General features: G+C 46.4%; 14 protein-coding genes. 10 read left to right on the top strand and 4 right to left on the bottom strand.

Translation table 11 applies throughout. The features are described 5' to 3' along the window. Nucleotides 1-52: 52 nt before the first annotated feature. From betI to choV, 6 genes are read left to right on the top strand one after another with little or no spacing between them, the layout of a single operon-like run. The gene (gene betI / locus ACF8EG_RS02945; protein ID WP_020841944.1) at nucleotides 53-652 is read left to right on the top strand and encodes a transcriptional regulator BetI; all 600 of its coding nucleotides are present in this window, start codon (nucleotides 53-55) and stop codon (nucleotides 650-652) included. Nucleotides 653-670: 18 nt separating this feature from the next. Then, nucleotides 671-2,131 (top strand): betaine-aldehyde dehydrogenase, encoded by a 1,461-nt coding sequence (betB, locus tag ACF8EG_RS02940; RefSeq protein ID WP_020841945.1) that lies wholly within the window; start codon nucleotides 671-673, stop codon nucleotides 2,129-2,131. Nucleotides 2,132-2,151: 20 nt separating this feature from the next. After that, nucleotides 2,152-3,897, top strand: coding sequence for a choline dehydrogenase (betA, locus tag ACF8EG_RS02935; protein WP_069506119.1), 1,746 nt, complete (start codon nucleotides 2,152-2,154; stop codon nucleotides 3,895-3,897). A gap of 48 nt (nucleotides 3,898-3,945) precedes the next feature. Beyond that, nucleotides 3,946-4,884, top strand: a complete 939-nt coding sequence (locus tag ACF8EG_RS02930) for a choline ABC transporter substrate-binding protein (protein ID WP_029828612.1) — start codon at nucleotides 3,946-3,948, stop codon at nucleotides 4,882-4,884. A 54-nt stretch (nucleotides 4,885-4,938) separates the two neighbouring features. Next, nucleotides 4,939-5,781 (top strand): choline ABC transporter permease subunit, encoded by an 843-nt coding sequence (gene choW, locus ACF8EG_RS02925; RefSeq protein ID WP_005487988.1) that lies wholly within the window; start codon nucleotides 4,939-4,941, stop codon nucleotides 5,779-5,781. Between the two features lie 2 nt (nucleotides 5,782-5,783). Then, nucleotides 5,784-6,968 carry a choline ABC transporter ATP-binding protein gene (choV, locus tag ACF8EG_RS02920; protein WP_069506116.1) on the top strand — a complete coding sequence of 395 codons (1,185 nt, stop codon included), beginning with the start codon at nucleotides 5,784-5,786 and terminating at the stop codon, nucleotides 6,966-6,968. Nucleotides 6,969-7,082: 114 nt separating this feature from the next. On the opposite strand, the gene ACF8EG_RS02915 is transcribed toward choV, so the two are convergent. Further along, nucleotides 7,083-7,739 (bottom strand): NAD(P)H-dependent oxidoreductase, encoded by a 657-nt coding sequence (locus ACF8EG_RS02915; protein ID WP_005499154.1) that lies wholly within the window; start codon nucleotides 7,737-7,739, stop codon nucleotides 7,083-7,085. A 314-nt stretch (nucleotides 7,740-8,053) separates the two neighbouring features. Here ACF8EG_RS02915 and ACF8EG_RS02910 point away from each other — a divergent pair, with 314 nt between their 5' ends. Further along, nucleotides 8,054-8,482 (top strand): globin, encoded by a 429-nt coding sequence (locus ACF8EG_RS02910; RefSeq protein ID WP_029844176.1) that lies wholly within the window; start codon nucleotides 8,054-8,056, stop codon nucleotides 8,480-8,482. Between the two features lie 127 nt (nucleotides 8,483-8,609). On the opposite strand, the gene ACF8EG_RS02905 is transcribed toward ACF8EG_RS02910, so the two are convergent. From ACF8EG_RS02905 to ACF8EG_RS02895, 3 genes are all read right to left on the bottom strand, one after another. Next, nucleotides 8,610-9,395 carry a slipin family protein gene (locus ACF8EG_RS02905; RefSeq protein ID WP_005463674.1) on the bottom strand — a complete coding sequence of 262 codons (786 nt, stop codon included), beginning with the start codon at nucleotides 9,393-9,395 and terminating at the stop codon, nucleotides 8,610-8,612. Between the two features lie 9 nt (nucleotides 9,396-9,404). Then, a complete protein-coding gene (locus ACF8EG_RS02900; protein ID WP_069506113.1) occupies nucleotides 9,405-10,784 on the bottom strand; it encodes a nodulation protein NfeD in 1,380 nt (459 codons plus the stop codon). 199 nt (nucleotides 10,785-10,983) lie between these two features. Beyond that, nucleotides 10,984-13,707: an EAL domain-containing protein gene (locus tag ACF8EG_RS02895; RefSeq protein WP_069506111.1), complete on the bottom strand. Its 2,724-nt coding sequence runs from the start codon at nucleotides 13,705-13,707 to the stop codon at nucleotides 10,984-10,986. 319 nt (nucleotides 13,708-14,026) lie between these two features. On the opposite strand from ACF8EG_RS02895, the gene ACF8EG_RS02890 reads away from it, so the two are divergent. The 3 genes from ACF8EG_RS02890 to ACF8EG_RS02880 all read left to right on the top strand — a co-directional run bounded on the left by ACF8EG_RS02890 (nucleotide 14,027) and on the right by ACF8EG_RS02880 (nucleotide 17,645). After that, entirely contained in the window at nucleotides 14,027-14,149 is a 123-nt protein-coding gene (locus ACF8EG_RS02890; protein ID WP_017447435.1) for a hypothetical protein, read from the top strand. A gap of 183 nt (nucleotides 14,150-14,332) precedes the next feature. Further along, nucleotides 14,333-15,295: a cytochrome-c peroxidase gene (locus ACF8EG_RS02885; RefSeq protein WP_029865317.1), complete on the top strand. Its 963-nt coding sequence runs from the start codon at nucleotides 14,333-14,335 to the stop codon at nucleotides 15,293-15,295. Beyond that, nucleotides 15,288-17,645: an ATP-binding protein gene (locus ACF8EG_RS02880; RefSeq protein WP_069506108.1), complete on the top strand. Its 2,358-nt coding sequence runs from the start codon at nucleotides 15,288-15,290 to the stop codon at nucleotides 17,643-17,645. Before ACF8EG_RS02885 ends, ACF8EG_RS02880 begins: the two co-directional genes overlap by 8 nt. The last annotated feature ends 25 nt before the right edge of the window (nucleotides 17,646-17,670 follow it).

Here is a 17,670-nt window from a genome sequence, read left to right as displayed (position 1 = left end):
TTGGCATTTTATATTTAACTAACCGTTCAATTAAAAATAACAAGGACGCAAAATGCCAAAGGTGGGGATGCCTGAAATCAGAAAACCGCAGCTTGTAAAAGCGACCATGTCAGTGATTGACAGAGTCGGTTTACATGCTGCGAGCATCTCGTTGATCAGTAAAGAGGCTGGAGTATCAACGGGGATAATTAATCACTACTTCGGTGGTAAACACGGATTGTTGGAAGAAACGATGCGCGAGATCCTTCGTCAGCTTTCTTCAACAATCACTGGGAAGCTTCGTGTGTTGCCAGCAGATGCTCATCATCAGCGTATCAACGCCATTATTGACGGCAACTTTGTTGGTTATCAGGCAGAAAACAAAGTGGCTAAAACGTGGTTGGCTTTCTGGTCTTACTCTATGCATGACGAGCAACTTAAGCGTTTGCAACGAGTGAATGAACGACGTCTGTTGTCCCATCTAAGAAGAGAACTAAAAGCACTATTAAGTGCGGAGCAAGCAGAGTTGGTTGCTCACGGGATAGCGTCACTGATTGACGGTATATGGCTACGCGGCACGCTCAACCCACAAGGCATCGATGCTGATAAAGCGAGGATCATCATCAACGATTATCTCGAAAAGCAGCTAACGTTTTACTCTCATAAAATATAAAAGTCACAGGTCTTCACTATGGAAATGAAAACACATTACATCGATGGTGCAATGTATATCGGATGTTCTGAAGAGCATTTCACCACTTACAATCCGGCAAATGGTGAGCCATTGGCCAATGTTAAACAAGCAGCCCAGAGCGATATGGAAGCCGCTATTGAATCTGCAAAGCGCGGTTTTGAGGTTTGGTCTGCAATGACGGCCATTGAACGTAGCCGGATTCTCAACAAAGCGGTAGCGATTCTGCGTGAACGAAATGACGAGTTAGCCGCTTTAGAAGTGGCGGACACGGGTAAGCCAATTCAAGAAGCGATCGCTGTTGATATTACGACAGGCGCAGACGTTATCGAATATTACGCCGGTCTTGCACCAAGTTTGCAGGGTGAGCAACAACCACTCAATGAAAACCAGTTTTTCTATACGCGCCGAGAGCCGTTAGGTATTTGCGCAGGTATTGGTGCCTGGAACTACCCGATTCAAATCGCAATGTGGAAATCTGCACCGGCATTGGCTGCCGGTAACGCAATGATCTTTAAGCCGTCGGAAGAAACTCCGCTTACCGCTCTTAAGCTTGCGGAAATTTATTCTGAAGCGGGTCTTCCTGATGGTGTGTTTAACGTCGTGCAGGGTGACTACCGCGTAGGGCAGATGCTAACTGCGCATCCGGATATTGCTAAAGTATCGTTCACTGGCGAATCAGGTACTGGCAAAGTTGTTATGGGTGACAGTGCAAAAACGCTTAAGCAAGTCACAATGGAACTTGGTGGTAAGTCTCCTCTGATCGTATTCGACGATGCAAAGCTGGACGATGCGGTATCCGCAGCAATGGTTGCTAACTTCTACACTCAGGGTGAGGTATGTACCAACGGTACCCGTGTATTTGTCCATGAATCTATCTACGACGACTTTGTTGCACAGCTTAAAACTCGCACTGAGAAACTGGTTGTCGGCGACCCTCTTGATGAAAATACGCAAATCGGTGCCTTAATTTCAAAAGAACATGAAAGCAAAGTGCTGTCAGCGATTGAGAGCGCAAAAGCGAGCGGTGCCACTCTGCTGACCGGCGGTTACAAAGTAACAGATAATGGCCTGCAAAATGGTAACTTCGTCGCTCCAACCGTATTTATCGACTGTGACGACAGCATGAGCCATGTACAGCAAGAGATCTTTGGTCCTGTCATGTCCGTGCTTAAATTCAGCGACGAAGCTGAAGTTATCGAACGCGCTAATGATACGGATTATGGCCTAGCTGCTGGTGTCTTCACTCAGAATCTCTCTCGCGCTCATCGCGTTATTCACAAAATTCAGGCAGGTATCTGCTGGGTTAATGCTTGGGGTGACTCTCCGGCAGAAATGCCAGTTGGTGGCTACAAGCAATCCGGTATTGGCCGTGAGAACGGTGTCGAAACACTGAAGCACTACACGCAAACTAAGAGCGTGTTGGTTCAGCTTAGCGACTTCGAAAGCCCTTATCTCTAAACACTCCTAGGAGAAACAAAATGAAACAACACTACGATTATATTATCGTCGGTGCGGGTTCGGCCGGCTGTGTGTTAGCGGATCGTTTGAGTGAGAGTGGTCAGCACTCAGTATTATTGCTGGAAGCGGGTGGTACGGATAAGAGTATTTTTATCCAAATGCCAACAGCACTTTCGTACCCAATGAATACTGAAAAATACGCTTGGCAGTTCGAGACCGTACAAGAAGATGGTCTTGACGGACGCCAGCTTCACTGTCCTCGCGGTAAAGTTCTTGGTGGTAGCTCTTCTATCAACGGCATGGTTTACGTACGTGGCCATGCTTGTGACTTCGACCAGTGGGAGGAAGAGGGAGCAAAAGGCTGGAATTACCAGGCGTGCTTGCCGTACTTCCGCAAAGCTGAATCTTGGGTCGGTGGTGCTGATGAGTACCGCGGTGACAGCGGTCCGCTGGGCACATGTAGCGGCAATGACATGAAGCTGAACCCGTTGTATGAAGCCTTTATTGAGGCTGGTAAAGAGGCGGGCTATCCAGAAACTGACGATTACAACGGTTTTCAGCAAGAAGGCTTCGGTCCAATGCACATGACGGTTGATAAAGGCGTACGTGCTTCAACCTCTAATGCATACTTAAGCCGTGCTAAAAAGCGCAAAAATTTCACGCTCATGAAGCGAGTGACTGTGCGTCGTGTATTACTTGAAGAAACAAGGCTTGAAGAAAAAGGGCTTGAAGAGACAGGACAACAAGGCAAGAAAGCGGTCGGCGTTGAATTTGAGAAAGCAGGTTCAATTCAGCAGTGTTTCGCGAAAAATGAAGTCATTTCTAGTGCAGGCTCAATCGGCTCGGTACAGCTACTCCAACTTTCCGGTATTGGTCCTAAAGATGTACTGGAAAAAGCGGGCATCGAGTTGAAACACCAGTTGGAAGGGGTAGGTAAAAACCTGCAAGACCATCTGGAAGTGTACTTCCAATACCACTGTAAGCAGCCAATCACACTGAACAGTAAACTAGGCTTGGTGAGCAAAGGGCTAATCGGTACCGAGTGGATTCTTACTAGAAAAGGCCTAGGCGCAACCAACCATTTTGAATCGTGTGCGTTTATTCGCTCGCGTGAAGGGCTGAAGTGGCCAAATATTCAATATCACTTCTTACCAGCTGCGATGCGTTATGACGGTCAGGCGGCCTTTGATGGTCATGGTTTCCAGGTACACGTCGGCCCTAATAAACCAGAGAGCCGTGGCACTGTAGAGGTGGTTTCTTCTAACCCGAATGATAAGCCAAAGATTGAGTTTAACTACATCTCGACCGAGCAAGATAAAAAGGACTGGCGTGACTGTATTCGTCTGACGCGCGAAATTCTCAATCAACCTGCGATGGATGAGTTCCGTGGCGATGAGATCCAGCCCGGTCTCAATATCACTACCGACGAGCAAATTGATGAGTGGGTTAAGCAAAATGTTGAGAGTGCTTATCATCCTTCATGTAGCTGCAAAATGGGTGCAGACGATGATCCGCTAGCCGTACTGGATGAGCAGTGTCAGGTGCGCGGCATCCAGGGTTTGCGTGTTGTGGACTCGTCGATTTTCCCAACCATTCCAAATGGCAACCTGAATGCGCCAACCATCATGGTTGCAGAACGGGCTGCGGACATGATCTTGGGTAACGCACTAGAAAAAGCAAATAACACTCCGGTTTGGATTGCACCGAACTGGCAAGAGATGCAGCGAATGCATCCACCGAAAAGAGACTTGGAATCGATCTCTTAATCTTTAAAAACTGAGAATAAAGTCAGAAATTATTAAAAGGAATTCAACATGTCTAAGATGACGAAAATACTATCGACTATCGCGTTAAGTTCTTTAGCTACCAGCGCTTACGCAAACCAATGTGAAACCGTGCGCTTTGCCGATGTCGGCTGGACAGACATTACCGCAACCACGGCTGTAACCACAGAGCTACTGAAAGGCTTGGGTTACAAAACTAAGACGGATCTGCTGTCTGTACCAGTAACTTATTCTTCTATGGCGAACGGCGACATTGATATCTTCCTTGGTAACTGGATGCCAACGATGGAAGGTGACATTGCTAAGTACCGAGATGCTGGCACTGTCGAAACAGTAAAAGCGAATCTTGTCGGCGCGAAATACACCTTAGCCGTACCAAAATACGTTTATGACGTAGGTGTGAAGAGCTTTGCTGACCTGGAAAAACATGCCGACAAATTTAAAAACCGCATTTACGGCATCGAACCAGGTAACGATGGTAACCGCCTGATTCAATCCATGATCGACAGCAACGCATTTGGTTTAAAAGACTTCAGCCTGGTTGAATCAAGTGAAGCGGGCATGGTGTCACAAGTATCACGTGCGGTACGTCGTAATCAGTGGATCGTTTACCTTGGCTGGGCACCACATCCAATGAATAACAATGTTGAAATGGAATACCTTGCGGGTGGTGATGATTTCTTCGGCCCAAATTACGGCGGTGCAAACGTTTATACAAACGTACGTCAAAACTACCTATCTGAGTGTCCGAATGTGGGTCAACTAGTGAAAAACCTAGAGTTCAGCCTAGAAATGGAAAACGAGCTGATGGAAGCGATTCTCAACCAGAAGCAAAAGCCATCTAAAGCGGCACAGGCATGGTTAAACGCGAACGCAGATAAAATCGAAGCTTGGCTGAAAGACGTGAAAACCGTCGATGGCCAAGACGCTCAGTCGGCAATTGCTCGTTACCTTAAAGACAACGCTTAATTGATTTTTCTTAGTGGGCAGCAATGCCCACATCATCAACACAAAGGTTTTATTGTGAATTTTATTACGGACAACAAACTACCGTTGGGCCAATGGATGGAAACGGGCGTCGATTGGTTAACCATCAATGCATCCGGCTTTTTCGATGCAATCTCTATTACCCTAGAAACCATCATCATGTTTGTGGTGGATATCTTTAAATGGATGCCGCCAGCCGCTCCTATCATTATGACTGCAGCGTTAGCGTGGTTTTTGCACCGCAGTCTCCCGTTGGTCGTATTTATTGTATTGGCTCTGTTGGCAATTCTTAACCTTGGCTACTGGCAAGAAATGCTGGAAACCTTTGTTCTCGTGTTTGCAGCGACAACGATTTCCGTATTAATTGGCGTGCCACTTGGGATCATGGCAGCGCATCGCCCTTGGTTATACACGTTACTCCGACCTATTTTGGATCTGATGCAAACCGTACCGACATTCGTCTACTTGATCCCGACGTTAGTTTTGTTTGGTTTAGGCATTGTACCGGGACTGATTTCAACCATCATTTTTGCCATTGCAGCACCAATTCGATTGACGTATTTGGGCATCATCAAAGTGCCAGAAGAGCTACTGGAAGCGGGTAAAGCATTTGGTGCAAGCCGTATGAAGTTACTGTTTAAGGTGGAGTTACCTGCGGCATTACCTAGCATCATGGCGGGGGTTACTCAATGTATTATGCTATCTCTTTCGATGGTGGTCATTGCCGCACTAGTAGGTGCAGATGGTTTAGGTAAGCCTGTGGTACGCGCACTGAATACGGTAAATATCTCACAAGGTTTTGAAGCTGGTTTAGCGATTGTTCTTGTTGCCATCATTCTTGATCGCTTATGCAAAGCGCCAAACCAGAAGGAGGCTTAATCATGGACGCAATTACTATTGAAAATCTTGATGTAGTGTTTGGTCAGCAGCAATCACAAGCTTTGGCTTTGCTGGACCAGGGTAAGTCTCGCCAGGAGATCATCGACGAAACCGGTCAAGTAGTTGGTGTTGATAATGTATCTCTGACGGTCAAACGCGGTGAGATTTGTGTGTTGATGGGTTTGTCTGGTTCTGGCAAATCCAGCTTGCTTCGTACAGTAAACGGACTCAACGATATTTCTCGTGGCTCTCTGAAAATCCAAGACGGCGATGATATGGTGGAGCTCGCTAACTGTAATGAGCAAACGCTTCGTCATTTACGTACTCATCGAGTGTCGATGGTGTTCCAGAAGTTTGCTCTGATGCCTTGGCTAACGGTACTAGATAACGTTGCCTTTGGCCTGGAAATGCAAGGTATAGGTAAAGCAGAGCGCCGTGCAAAAGCACGTGAACAGTTAGAAATGGTAGGCTTGTCAGAATGGGAGAGTAAGCTCCCGCATGAACTTTCTGGTGGTATGCAGCAGCGCGTGGGCTTGGCTCGAGCGTTTGCGATGGATACGGACATTCTTCTCATGGATGAACCGTTTTCAGCACTTGACCCACTGATCCGAGCGCAGCTGCAAGATGAACTGATTCTGCTGCAAGAAAAGCTGAACAAAACGATTTTGTTCGTGAGTCATGATTTAGATGAAGCGCTTAAAATTGGTAACAACATTGCCATTATGGAGTCGGGTAAACTGATTCAGCATGGCAAACCAGAGCAAATCATACTGGCACCAGAAAATGATTATGTAGCGGACTTTGTTGCCCACACGAATCCTCTGAATGTGCTTAAAGGTCGTTCGTTAATGAAGTCGAGTGATGCTTTGGTACGTGAAGAAGAGCGTGTGCTTATTTGTCCTGATAAAGAAATTTGGGTGACGCAAGAGCCTAAAGGCCTGAGTTTGTCGGACTCTGAACAGTCACTGATTCAGTGGGTGAGCGAATCATCGAACCTCGATGATGTTGAAGCCAACTCACTGGTACAGGTTAATCCGAACATCAGCATGCGCGAAGCGATAGAGCTTAAGCAGCGCAGTAATCAACCACTCTTGATGGTGGAAGACAATAAGTTAGTCGGTGTGTTGAGTGATCACGAGCTGTATGATGCGTTGCTTGGTAACTTTAAATCCGAGCAAGTGGCTTAGTCGATATAAACGTCTGAACTGAAAGCGATACTCAACTCAAATTACACTCAAAACAAACAAGCCGCACATCAATGTGCGGCTTGTTCATTCAACAATGATGATTTCAATCAGCTTTTATAGCGTGGTGATAACATCATCCAATGCCATACGCGCTTTAGGTAGACCGTGATTGTAGTCTTCACCATCTTTGTGGTAACCGATCGCGAGCGCAACTTCACAAACGTGGCCTTCCAACTCGTCTTTAAATTCTTCGCCAATCAGCTCAGGATCAACGCCTTCCATTGGAGTGGAGTCAATACCAAGGCGCGCTAATGTGTGCAGTAGGTTACCCAGTGCGATGTAAACTTGCGCCTTAGTCCAATGACCGTTGAAGCCATTTTCATCGGTGTTCGCTTCGGCAAATGCGTATGCGCCCATAAAGGTGTTGTACATATCTGCTGGTAGGTGACCTGAAGTGACTTCGGCATCCACGCGTTTTGCAAACTTCTCTTTTGTGAACTTAGGATCGTAAGCAAGAAGGATAGTGTGCGACGCCGTGGTTGCGTGGGGTTGGTTAAATTGGTGTTTGTTCGCGAACGTGCTGTGGAAGCGTTGTTTCGCTTCATCACTTTCAATCACGATGAATTTCCATGGTTGCGAGTTGATTGACGATGCAGACAGACGAATGGCTTCTTTGATGATGGCCATATCTTCTTGAGAAATGCGTTTTTCTGCGTCGTATTTTTTCGCTGTGTAGCGGCTGTTTAGATCTTTAATGATTTGATGAGACACGTTTTTATCCTCGTTATTCAGTTTTATATCGGCCGCTTTTAGCTTCGACAACCACGCGTACCTCGAAAGTGAGTTCATAGTACCGAATAACCAGCAATTGATAAGATGGCTTTTATTTAAATCACTTTTAACTTTTTGTTGAAAATCGAACAGAGAACTTGGGAGTGATGTTTCAAACTCTGCGTAGAGAACGTGGTCTTTGCTGTTTCTTGGCAAAAATTACAAGCTTTGAGATATTCGCTTGCCCCTTGTTTGAGATATTAAATTACACTCATAAAATATGAGTTGTACTCTGGTTTTCGTTTGGAGTTGTCATGAATGTGATTGAGGTTTTCAACGACAGTTACGAGCGTTGTGTTCTCAGTGAGTACTTTTTCGAGCGGTTTTATGCCAAGTTTTGGTCAAAAGGAGAGAGCTTTCGGCAGAAATTTGAAGGCGTAGATATGCAAAAGCAAGTTCGTATGCTCAAAGGTTCGATCGTCTTTTTTATGATGACAGACACGTCTTCTGATGCGCGAAAAATGATGGAAAAGTATGGCAAAAAGCACGGTATCGGAAACATTGGTATCAAACCCGAAGACATTGATATTTGGTTTGAAAGCTTATTGGAAACAGTACGAGAGTGTGATTATGAGTACAACTCCGACGTTGAAAAGGCGTGGCGCGCTTGTTTTAAATCGGGTCTGGAAATCATGAAACGCGAATGTGGTACGCCGCCAAGTAAATCCGACACGGGTCAGTGATCGAAAGGTTTGTGATATCTAATATGAAGAAGCGGCCTTACTGTTTACACCAAACTCAACGAGACCAAACTAAGTCCGCTCAAGTTAAACCAAAGCCGCTTCCGCCCTTACTTGAAAATTAATGTGGCTATTCTTCTTTATCCTGCCCCTGATTCTTTTTAACGGCGTTGGCAATGTCCGTCACCGCTTCGACCAAATTAATTGGCATTGGGAAGATGATGGTTGAGGTTTTGTCCGTCGTAATTTCGGTTAATGTCTGCATATAGCGTAATTGCAGCGCGTTTGGCGCTTCGTTTAGCATTTCTGCGGCTTCTTTCAGCTTGTTTGACGCTTCTAATTCACCCGTTGCGTGAATCACTTTCGCTCGGCGGTTACGTTCTGCCTCGGCTTGGCGAGCCAGCGCGCGAACCATGCTGTCGTTCAAATCGACGTGTTTGACTTCGACGGTGGAGATTTTAATACCCCAATCGTCGGTTTGTTGATCGAGAATGGACTGTAAATCCTTGTTGAGTCGTTCTCGCTCGGATAGCAGTTCATCCAACTCGTGTTGGCCCAGCACCGAGCGCAGCGTCGTTTGTGCTAACTGGCTGGTGGCATCGCTGTAACTTTCAATATTGTTGATTGCCATTTGTGGGTCAACCACACGAAAATACACCACCGCGTTAACGCGCACAGAGACGTTATCTTTGGTGATCAAATCTTGTGTTGGCACATCCAGCACAATGGTTCGTAAATCAACACGCACCATTTGTTGGATGAAAGGAATCAAAATGATCAAGCCCGGGCCTTTTACTTCTTGAAATCGCCCCAGAAAGAACACTACGCCTCGTTCGTACTCGCGCAGAACCTTAAACATTTGTGTCGCTAATGCGAACAGCAGCACCACGATCACAGCAACAGTGTAGAGCATCATAAACGCCTCCTATTCTTTAGGGCGGTCATTGGGCTTCACCGTTAAGGTTAGCCCTTTAACATGAACAATGGTGACCGATTCACCTTGTTTGAGTTCTTGATCTTGTTCGGTTTTCGCTTGCCAAAAAGCACCTTCAAACTGCACGCGGCCTTGTCCGTCGATGAAGTCGTCACTCACAATGGCATGTTTACCAGGGTAGGTCTCTAAACCTGTGATGACGCCTTTTCCTCGAATCCTGAGTAAGAAACCAATAGTAAGAAGAATCAACGCGATAGAAAAAATGGCGATACCGAAAATCAACGGTAGGGCAATTTGGAAGCCCGGGAGCTCGCTGTCCATCAGGAATATTGAACCAAGCACAAATGCTACTACGCCGCCCAAGCCTAAAATGCCAAAGCTCGGGCTAAAGGCTTCGGCAATCATGAGCGCGATACCGAGCAGTAGCAGCCCCAAACCTGCGTAGTTGACGGGCATCATTTGCAGTGCGTACATCGCAAGCAGTAAGCAGATGCCGCCAAGCACACCGGGTAAACCCACTCCGGGGTTATAAAACTCGAGTAATAGGCCGTAAATGCCGATGAGCATTAGAATGTAGGCGACATTAGGATTGGTGATCACCGCAAGCATTTCTGCGCGCCAGTCCGGTGTTCTTTCAACCCAAATGGGATTGTCGAGTGACAATGTCACGGGGAGATTGTTCACCTTGACGGATTTACCGTTTATCGCGGTGACCAACTCTTCTGGCGAGTTGGCGATGACATCAATGACATTGAGTTCTAAGGCTTCTTCCGCGTCTAAACTGGCGGCTTCACTGACGGCTTTTTCTGCCCATTGTGCATTGCGGTCATGTAATTTTGCGAGCCCTTTAATGTAGGCTTTTGCGTCATTGATGACCTTTTTCTCCATGGCGGTTTTAGCCGGAACTTGATCGCCGCTTTTTTCTGCATTGGGTTTGTTTTCATCCGAGGATTCGTTGTCTTTGCCGTCATCAGAAGAGGGCGCTTGTGGTGCACCACCTATGGCCACAGGGGTTGCTGCGCCTAGGTTGGTCGCTTCTGCCATTGCCGCAACGTGGCTGGCAAGCAGAATGTAGGTGCCCGCGCTCGCTGCTCTTGAGCCTGAAGGCCCAACCCAAGTCGCAATCGGTGTGGTCGAGGTTGTGATGGCGTGAATAATGTCTCTCATCGCGCTATCTAGCCCGCCAGGGGTATCCATTTTGAGAATCACTAGGCTCACGCCGTTGATTTGAGCTTGTTCAATTTCCCTAGTGAGGTAGTCACTGTTGGCTGGGCCAATTGCCCCTTTTACGGGCACAATCCAAACCGTATTTGCCAGTGTTTGGCCAGCAAATAGAAGCAGCGGTAGCAGCCATATCCATGTCCGTTTCATGCAGTCCTCCTTGTCCGGTGACAGGGACTTATTGAAAACCTTGTTTAAAGTATATACGCAGACATTTATATCGGGTTGAAACCGTGTTCGATCATCAGTGCGATGCAATACTTAACCTTGCTGGGTAAGAAGAGGAGAGATTGGGGAACAAAAAAGGCAAAGCGACAGAGGCCGCTTTGCCTTGGGAGGGGGAGCTAGACTAACAGTGGGGCAAGCCAGAAAACTGAGCGAATGCGTCTTCTCGAGTCATCGGTTTATAGAAGTAGAAACCTTGTAACTCATCTATATTCCACACTTTTAGTTTGCGGACTTGGCTGGCCGTCTCGACGCCTTCTGCGACGATGGTTAATCCCAACTCTTGCGACATATTGGCAATGTTTCGCACGAGCGTTTTGGCTCGGTCGTTGGTTTCAATTTCATCCACGTACGATTTGTCGAGTTTGACGATGTCTAGCGGGAAGTTGCACACGCTGCTAAATGATGCGTAGCCTGTACCGAAATCGTCCAACGCCAGTTGTACGCCCAGTTGTTTGATTTCGTTGATGCAGTGGATGGATTCCGTTTCGCCGCCCATCAGCATACTTTCGGTGATTTCTAGCACCAAATGACCAGCAGAGATGTTGTGCTCTTCAATCATGGATTGCAGGAATGAAATCAGCCGTGAATGGTAGAAATGCTGCGCACTCAGGTTGACGTGCACCGTTAGTGGCGGCAAGCCTTGGCTGTGTCTCTTTGTGTTCAGTTTGCCGATAAAATCGCAAGACTGATTGAGGATGGACTCTCCAAGCTCTACAATCAGTTTCCCTTGCTCTGCAAGCGGAATAAAGATCAACGGCGAGATAATGCCGAGCGTTGGATGCGGCCATCGAGCCAATGCTTCAAAGCCAATGATTTCACCTGATTTCGCGTTCACGATTGGTTGAAAATAAGGAATGATGTTGTCTTGTCGAATCGCTACTTCTAAGTCGCGATTGATGATCATCGACGTTTCTGCTTGCTCAGATAATTCACCATCAGCGACCAACACTTCATGCATGTGACGACCGCTCATTGACTGCGCTGAGTAACGAGCAACAAGCAATAGGTGCTCAAGGGATTGGTGGGTGATTTTAGGGTCAACCATCACGGCTTTGCTGTCGAGCGACAACATAATCCCAGAGAGTTCGATTTTGTAAGAGAGCTGATTTAACAGTCGGTTTGCCGCTTCCAATGCGTCGCTGTGACCGCTTGCGTTGGGAAGAATGACGATGAACTCATGCTCACTAATCCTACCAATTTGGTGAGTGCCCAAATGGTCGCGCAACAAAGTCGAGATGTACTGGATCGCCTCATCAAAGATCAGGTGTCCGTACACTTCAGCGATTTGCTTGAGGCTCTTACTAGTGATGTAGATGAACGAGAAGTGATTCGGTTGGTGTTTCACCAACTCTTCAAGTGCGCCTAAGATTACCGGGCGATTACAAAAGCCAGACACAGGATCAAAATCGGTCAGCTTTTGAATCATCTCTGCTTGTTGTTTGTTTTCACTCAAATCTTGCAACAGCAGCATCAAGGCGGTGTGCCCGTTGTGCTGAATCAGTGTTGCTTCTATTAAACAATCGATGGTTTCGCCGTGGCTGTCTAGCATCTGTGCTTCAAACTGATTGCGGCCATGTTGAAGCTCTCGATACATTGCATCAACACGACACTCATCAGCAGTCGTAGGGCAGAGCGTGTCTAATGACTGCTCAAGAAGCTCGGACTTTTTATAACTCAGTAGTTCAAGCGCTCGATGGTTGGCGTCGACGATTTCACGTTCAATAACGATCAGCATGCCCAACGATGAGCTGTGGTAAAGTGCGCCGAATTTCTCCATGGAGTCTTTCAGCTGTAACTGAGTCATAGACGTGTTTTCAGAGAGCTTTTGCACAAGCTTTGTCGCGAGTTCTAATTCATCGAACTTTACGGACTGCAAACCTTCAAGCTGATATTGGGAGGCGATTTCGTTAATGCCTTCTGCAAAGTGGCTAAAGCGTGTTGCCACCTTTCTTTTGAAGATGAAAAACGTGCTGGTAGCAATGACTGACGCTACCACCCCAACCGTCGCAAAGAGGTAAATAAAGAGCGTATTACCTTTTGAATAGTGTTCGCGTTTGGTTTGTGTTTTCAACCACGCAATCGGCTCACCCGCGAGATCGCTGATTGGGGTCCATTTGATGATGGACTCTGAGGTTTTATCGATGCTTTTAGTTTTTGCATGATCCACAGGATTAAACGACTTGGTCACGAGCGTATTGTTGGCAGACATCATCGCTTTAAAGTCGCCAGGGAAACGCTCAGACAGATTGCGTCCCCACAGCATCCAGCCGTTCGAAGGACGATCTCCTTCGCTGTTGCGAACCGGCGCTAAGCTCAACCCCCAAATGTTGTCATTGATCTTAAATATGCCCGCCAAACTTTCGCGGTGAACATCAAGCTTACTGTTCATCGCCAAAATATGCTGTTGGAGGAGTGGCACGGACACGACTTTATTGTTTAGTGAGGATGAAGACTCTGGTGTGCTTTCACGACTCAATGACACTAAGGACTGACCATCCAGTGTGATAAACGACATCAAATCGAGGTTCAGCGCATCAAGGGTTTCGACATATAAGTTGCGTTCGCTGTAACCTGCGATGTCACGGTGTGCGAAAAGGTCATAGGTCTCATCCCAGTAAGCCCAATCATAGGAACTTCCTTCTTGCTGAGTCACCATCATGTCAATTACGGCGATAGCTTGCTGACTTGAGTGGTCAATTTCCATGTTTTCCAACTCATCTAAGCTGTAAAGGAAAAAGTATCGGCTGATAAAAAGGAAACTAATTATCATCCCGAGCAGACCGAGCGAGAAATACAAGGCAGTCTTGTAGCGAAGATTTAAGTTAAACAAGCGAGGTGTTTGCATTAAAAAATAGTTATAAGTATTAGTTTTAAAAAAGTGTACGACATATCATATTTGAAATAGTTGATGCTCGTCCAACTTGTCGACATCCATTTTCGCTCGCTTATCTAGGTTATATAGTGAGTTAACCGATTGCTTTTTAAGCAAAGCGAGCAGTAAGTTAATAAAAAAGTAGATAGTACAATCGCTTAGATAACAGCGCTTCTAGCACGTCATTTTTTGCAAAAAATTTTGTTGATTGTTTAACACGCCTTGATACAAGCATCCGTTTTTCATTCGCCTGTTGACGTAGTAAACTGCGAAAAAACAACAGGAAATTGTGATGTTTATAGTTCAACGCTTGGTCAAATTGGCCATCATCTGTGTCATCTTCTTCACCATCTTTGATTTGATTGCTTACGGTGAAGTCACTTGGTTTTATCGCCTGCTTGCCTTCATCAACTAGCCACGCTCTATTGCCTTCCTGACGCGAGTTCGAATTCTATTGGACTCGCTCTGTCTGTTTTTATCTCTCTCCCTCTTGAGCTTTATACGAAACAAAATCATACCTTTTACTCTCGCCTGAAAATGGCAAAAAATCGCATTCGCAACTAGGTTCATAATTAGGGCGTTCTAGGAAGTTCAAGTTATGAGGCTGAGTACAGCTATCAAATGGGGTGCCGCCGTGCTATTCGTTTGTACCGCATCATCCGTCAGTGTTGCAAAAGCAGAAGTCGAACTTGTTTTGCCTATCGAGGGCGATCCGGTCGTCGACGTTAAGTTAGCGCGGATTGGTTGGCATTTATTTAGAGATCCCAACTTGTCATCGAATGGTAAAGTCAGTTGTGAAAGTTGCCACAATCTACAAACGAATGGCGCGCAAAACACAGCCTTAGCAGCAGGTGTAAAAGGGGCAGGAATACGAAACGCGATCACGGTTTTTAATGCGTCACTGAATTACCGACTGTTATGGGATGGCTCGTCGAATACGTTAGTCTCTCAAATGGATGGCCCAATTCACGACCCGTTAGAAATGGATTCCAACTGGCCGAAGATTGAAAGCTACGTTCAAAACAACGAGCAATATCAAGCGCTGTTTAAACGCGCTGGAAACCTGCCAATTTCTATCGACAACATCAAAGCGTCCATTGTTGAGTTTGTGAGAGGGCTTGAAACTCCCGGCGCGCCGTTTGATGCCTACTTATTGGGTTACACGCATGTTTTGAGTGAGAAAGCGAAACGCGGTTGGAAAACCTTCCAGAAAGCTGGGTGCGTACAATGTCATCAAGGGAAAAATGTTGGCGGCGCGATGATTCAACGCTTCGCTTACTTTGAGCACAAACCCGTGCAGAAAGACACAGGTCGCCATTTACTCACAACGGAAGGGGATGAGGGGTATTATTTCCGTGTTGCCAGTTTAAGAAACGTCGCATTAACGGGGCCGTATTTTCATAACGGGCAAGTGACCACCCTTGCTGAGGCCATTCAAATCATGGCACAAACGCAGCTTGGTATTACGATGAGTGATAGTAATATCGAAGACATCGAAGCGTTCTTGACGTCACTCAGCGCCCCAAGGCCAGTAATTTTAGAGGTGCTGGAAAATGAATAAGTTTAGGTTGGTCAATTCATGCTTATTTATTGCGATGCTGGTGGCGTGCACCTTTGCCTACATGGCTCACATTAACTCCAAGAGTACGCAACAACTTCATAGCGCGCTTTCTGAGGTCGGCCATCAGCTGATTGAAGAACGCGATGTGATTGTGAATCAGTATGCCATCAAGGAGCGAAAGAACTTCGAGCTCACTAAATCGTTGGTTGATATTGAAGTTGAAGCGGAAAAATTGGCTGATACCTTCGATAACGCCGTTTGGTTTCCCATCTCACCCAACCGCCAGAAAATACAACAGACGTTAGCCAAGTTTGAGCAACGGGTTATTCAAACCACTTCGCAATTAGACATGTTGATTGGGGTACAAGTCGAAAATCAATACGCTTTGCTGATGCTGTTGGACATCTATGAAGAGGAGTTTTCGACGCACATTGGTGAAACGCAATTAGATAAACATTACGTCGAGTTTTTTAGCCGCGACTTAGTGAATCAAAGTGGGGAGCAAAGCGAAAGTGGCGCGAACTTTTTGGGGCGCTTACATGAAAGCGATAAAAAAATCGAGCTGTTGACCAATGAGCTACTGGATCACAATTACTTTGTGTTTGTGGAAGAGGCCGAGCACTCACTTCTTGATCTCGCCCAAAATGAGGCGCGCTTCACTTGGCTGTTTGTGTTTGTCGCAGTGATGTTGTTAGTCGGGTCGTTCTTGTATCAACTGCAATACCGAATGCACAACTTGAAGCAGCTTAACTCGGAGTTGGAAGCCGAGACGGACAAAGCAGAGCGAGCCGCGAAGGCTAAATCCAGCTTTCTTGCTGCTATGAGTCACGAATTAAGAACGCCAATGAATGGTGTGCTCGGGATTTCTCAGTTGATTGCAGAGGAAACCAAAGAGCCCGTCACCAAGGAGCACATTAAGGTGATTCTGGATTCAGGGCAGCATTTAATGACTATCCTCAACGACATCTTGGACTTTTCTAAAGTTGAGGAAAACAAGCTAGAACTGGAAGAGGCCCCGTTTCATCTTGAGCAAGTCTTAACTCCGGTTTGCAGCGCCATACAACCGTTAATTGATGAAAAAAGCATTGAGCTGATTGTTGAGAACGACGTTCCGAACAACACCGAGTTCACAGGAGATTGTGCTCGACTTCGCCAAATTCTGTTTAATTTGGCGGGTAACGCCGTGAAGTTTACCAATGAAGGGCACATACTGATTCGTACCGAGTTAAATGGTGAAGACAAACAGCTGTTGATCATCGTCAGTGATACGGGGATCGGTATCGCGCCCGATAAACAAGGGCGAGTATTTAACTCCTTCGAGCAAGCAGATTCTTCAACTACAAGAAGGTTTGGAGGAACGGGTTTAGGGTTGGCCATCGTTAAAAAGCTCACTGAGCTTATGGGTGGTTCTATTACCTTAAAGAGCGTAGAAGGGGTCGGCACGCAGTTTATTGTCACTTTGCCGATACCATGGAATGAGAGCGAAAAACCTAGCCCGCAGCATACGCCAGTTCAAACCCGAAGCACTCAGAACTTGCGCATTTTGTTGGCAGAAGATAACCGCGTAAATGCTTTGGTGGCGAAAGGCTTTTGCGAAAAGTTAGGGCACGCAGTGGATGTCGCAGAAAACGGGCTGGTTGCTGTAGAAAAGGCACGCGACAACGATTATGACCTTATCTTGATGGATAATCACATGCCAGAGATGAATGGTGTCGAAGCGACTCGTTTTATTCGCGAAAAGCTAGGGGTAAAGACGTTGCTGTTTGCCTATACTGCGGATGTCTTTCGTGAGGCCCATGACCACTTTATCGCGGCAGGTGCCGATCATGTCCTAACCAAGCCTCTGCAAAGGGAAAGTTTTGCTGACGCTTTGAAGCAATTCAGTGCGAGGCTCAAAGTGAAACAAACTGAAGAGGTATCGCCAGCGAGCAATGTATTGCAACTGCAACGTAAGCCGATTGAAAACTTGAGGCTGACGGAAGAGGAACTGTCGAACTCCGAAATGTTGGCGTCCCTCAAAGAACATCCGAATGAGTTACTTGATCTGCTCAACAGCATCATCACCGATTTTGAACTGGCGGTTGATGACCTGATTGAAAACTTTATGCAGAGCGATTTCAACTCTCTCAAATTGACGATGCATACGACCAAGGGAATGGCGCTGAATTTAGGGCTGAAGATACTGGCTAGCCAAGCGCTGGAACTCGAAACACAGTTAAAAATGAACCAAGTGCCAGCGATTGAACAGCTACAGATGTTGATCAATCGCCTCCAAGTGAATATTCATCAAGGACACCGTTTGAGAGATGAGTTAGTAAAAGCGCAACAAAACTCAGAACAGGTGCTTTGAAGAGGCTTTTCGCTCATTTCACTCA

This window comes from Vibrio sp. YQ_11, assembly GCF_043103065.1.
In the GTDB taxonomy this organism is placed as follows: Bacteria; Pseudomonadota; Gammaproteobacteria; order Enterobacterales; family Vibrionaceae; genus Vibrio; species Vibrio parahaemolyticus.
The sequence above is the reverse complement of the archived record's forward strand: the minus strand, read 5'-3'. Positions and strand labels throughout refer to the sequence as shown.

Bases quoted from the DNA above. Each gene is read 5' to 3' on its own strand.
- betI (WP_020841944.1), top strand. From the start codon at position 53: ATGCCAAAGGTGGGGATGCCTGAAATCAGAAAACCGCAGCTTGTAAAA.
- betB (WP_020841945.1), top strand. From the start codon at position 671: ATGGAAATGAAAACACATTACATCGATGGTGCAATGTATATCGGATGT.
- betA (WP_069506119.1), top strand. From the start codon at position 2,152: ATGAAACAACACTACGATTATATTATCGTCGGTGCGGGTTCGGCCGGC.
- ACF8EG_RS02930 (WP_029828612.1), top strand. From the start codon at position 3,946: ATGTCTAAGATGACGAAAATACTATCGACTATCGCGTTAAGTTCTTTA.
- choV (WP_069506116.1), top strand. From the start codon at position 5,784: ATGGACGCAATTACTATTGAAAATCTTGATGTAGTGTTTGGTCAGCAG.
- ACF8EG_RS02910 (WP_029844176.1), top strand. From the start codon at position 8,054: ATGAATGTGATTGAGGTTTTCAACGACAGTTACGAGCGTTGTGTTCTC.
- ACF8EG_RS02905 (WP_005463674.1), bottom strand. From the start codon at position 9,395: ATGATGCTCTACACTGTTGCTGTGATCGTGGTGCTGCTGTTCGCATTA.
- ACF8EG_RS02900 (WP_069506113.1), bottom strand. From the start codon at position 10,784: ATGAAACGGACATGGATATGGCTGCTACCGCTGCTTCTATTTGCTGGC.
- ACF8EG_RS02895 (WP_069506111.1), bottom strand. From the start codon at position 13,707: ATGCAAACACCTCGCTTGTTTAACTTAAATCTTCGCTACAAGACTGCC.
- ACF8EG_RS02890 (WP_017447435.1), top strand. From the start codon at position 14,027: ATGTTTATAGTTCAACGCTTGGTCAAATTGGCCATCATCTGTGTCATC.
- ACF8EG_RS02885 (WP_029865317.1), top strand. From the start codon at position 14,333: ATGAGGCTGAGTACAGCTATCAAATGGGGTGCCGCCGTGCTATTCGTT.
- ACF8EG_RS02880 (WP_069506108.1), top strand. From the start codon at position 15,288: ATGAATAAGTTTAGGTTGGTCAATTCATGCTTATTTATTGCGATGCTG.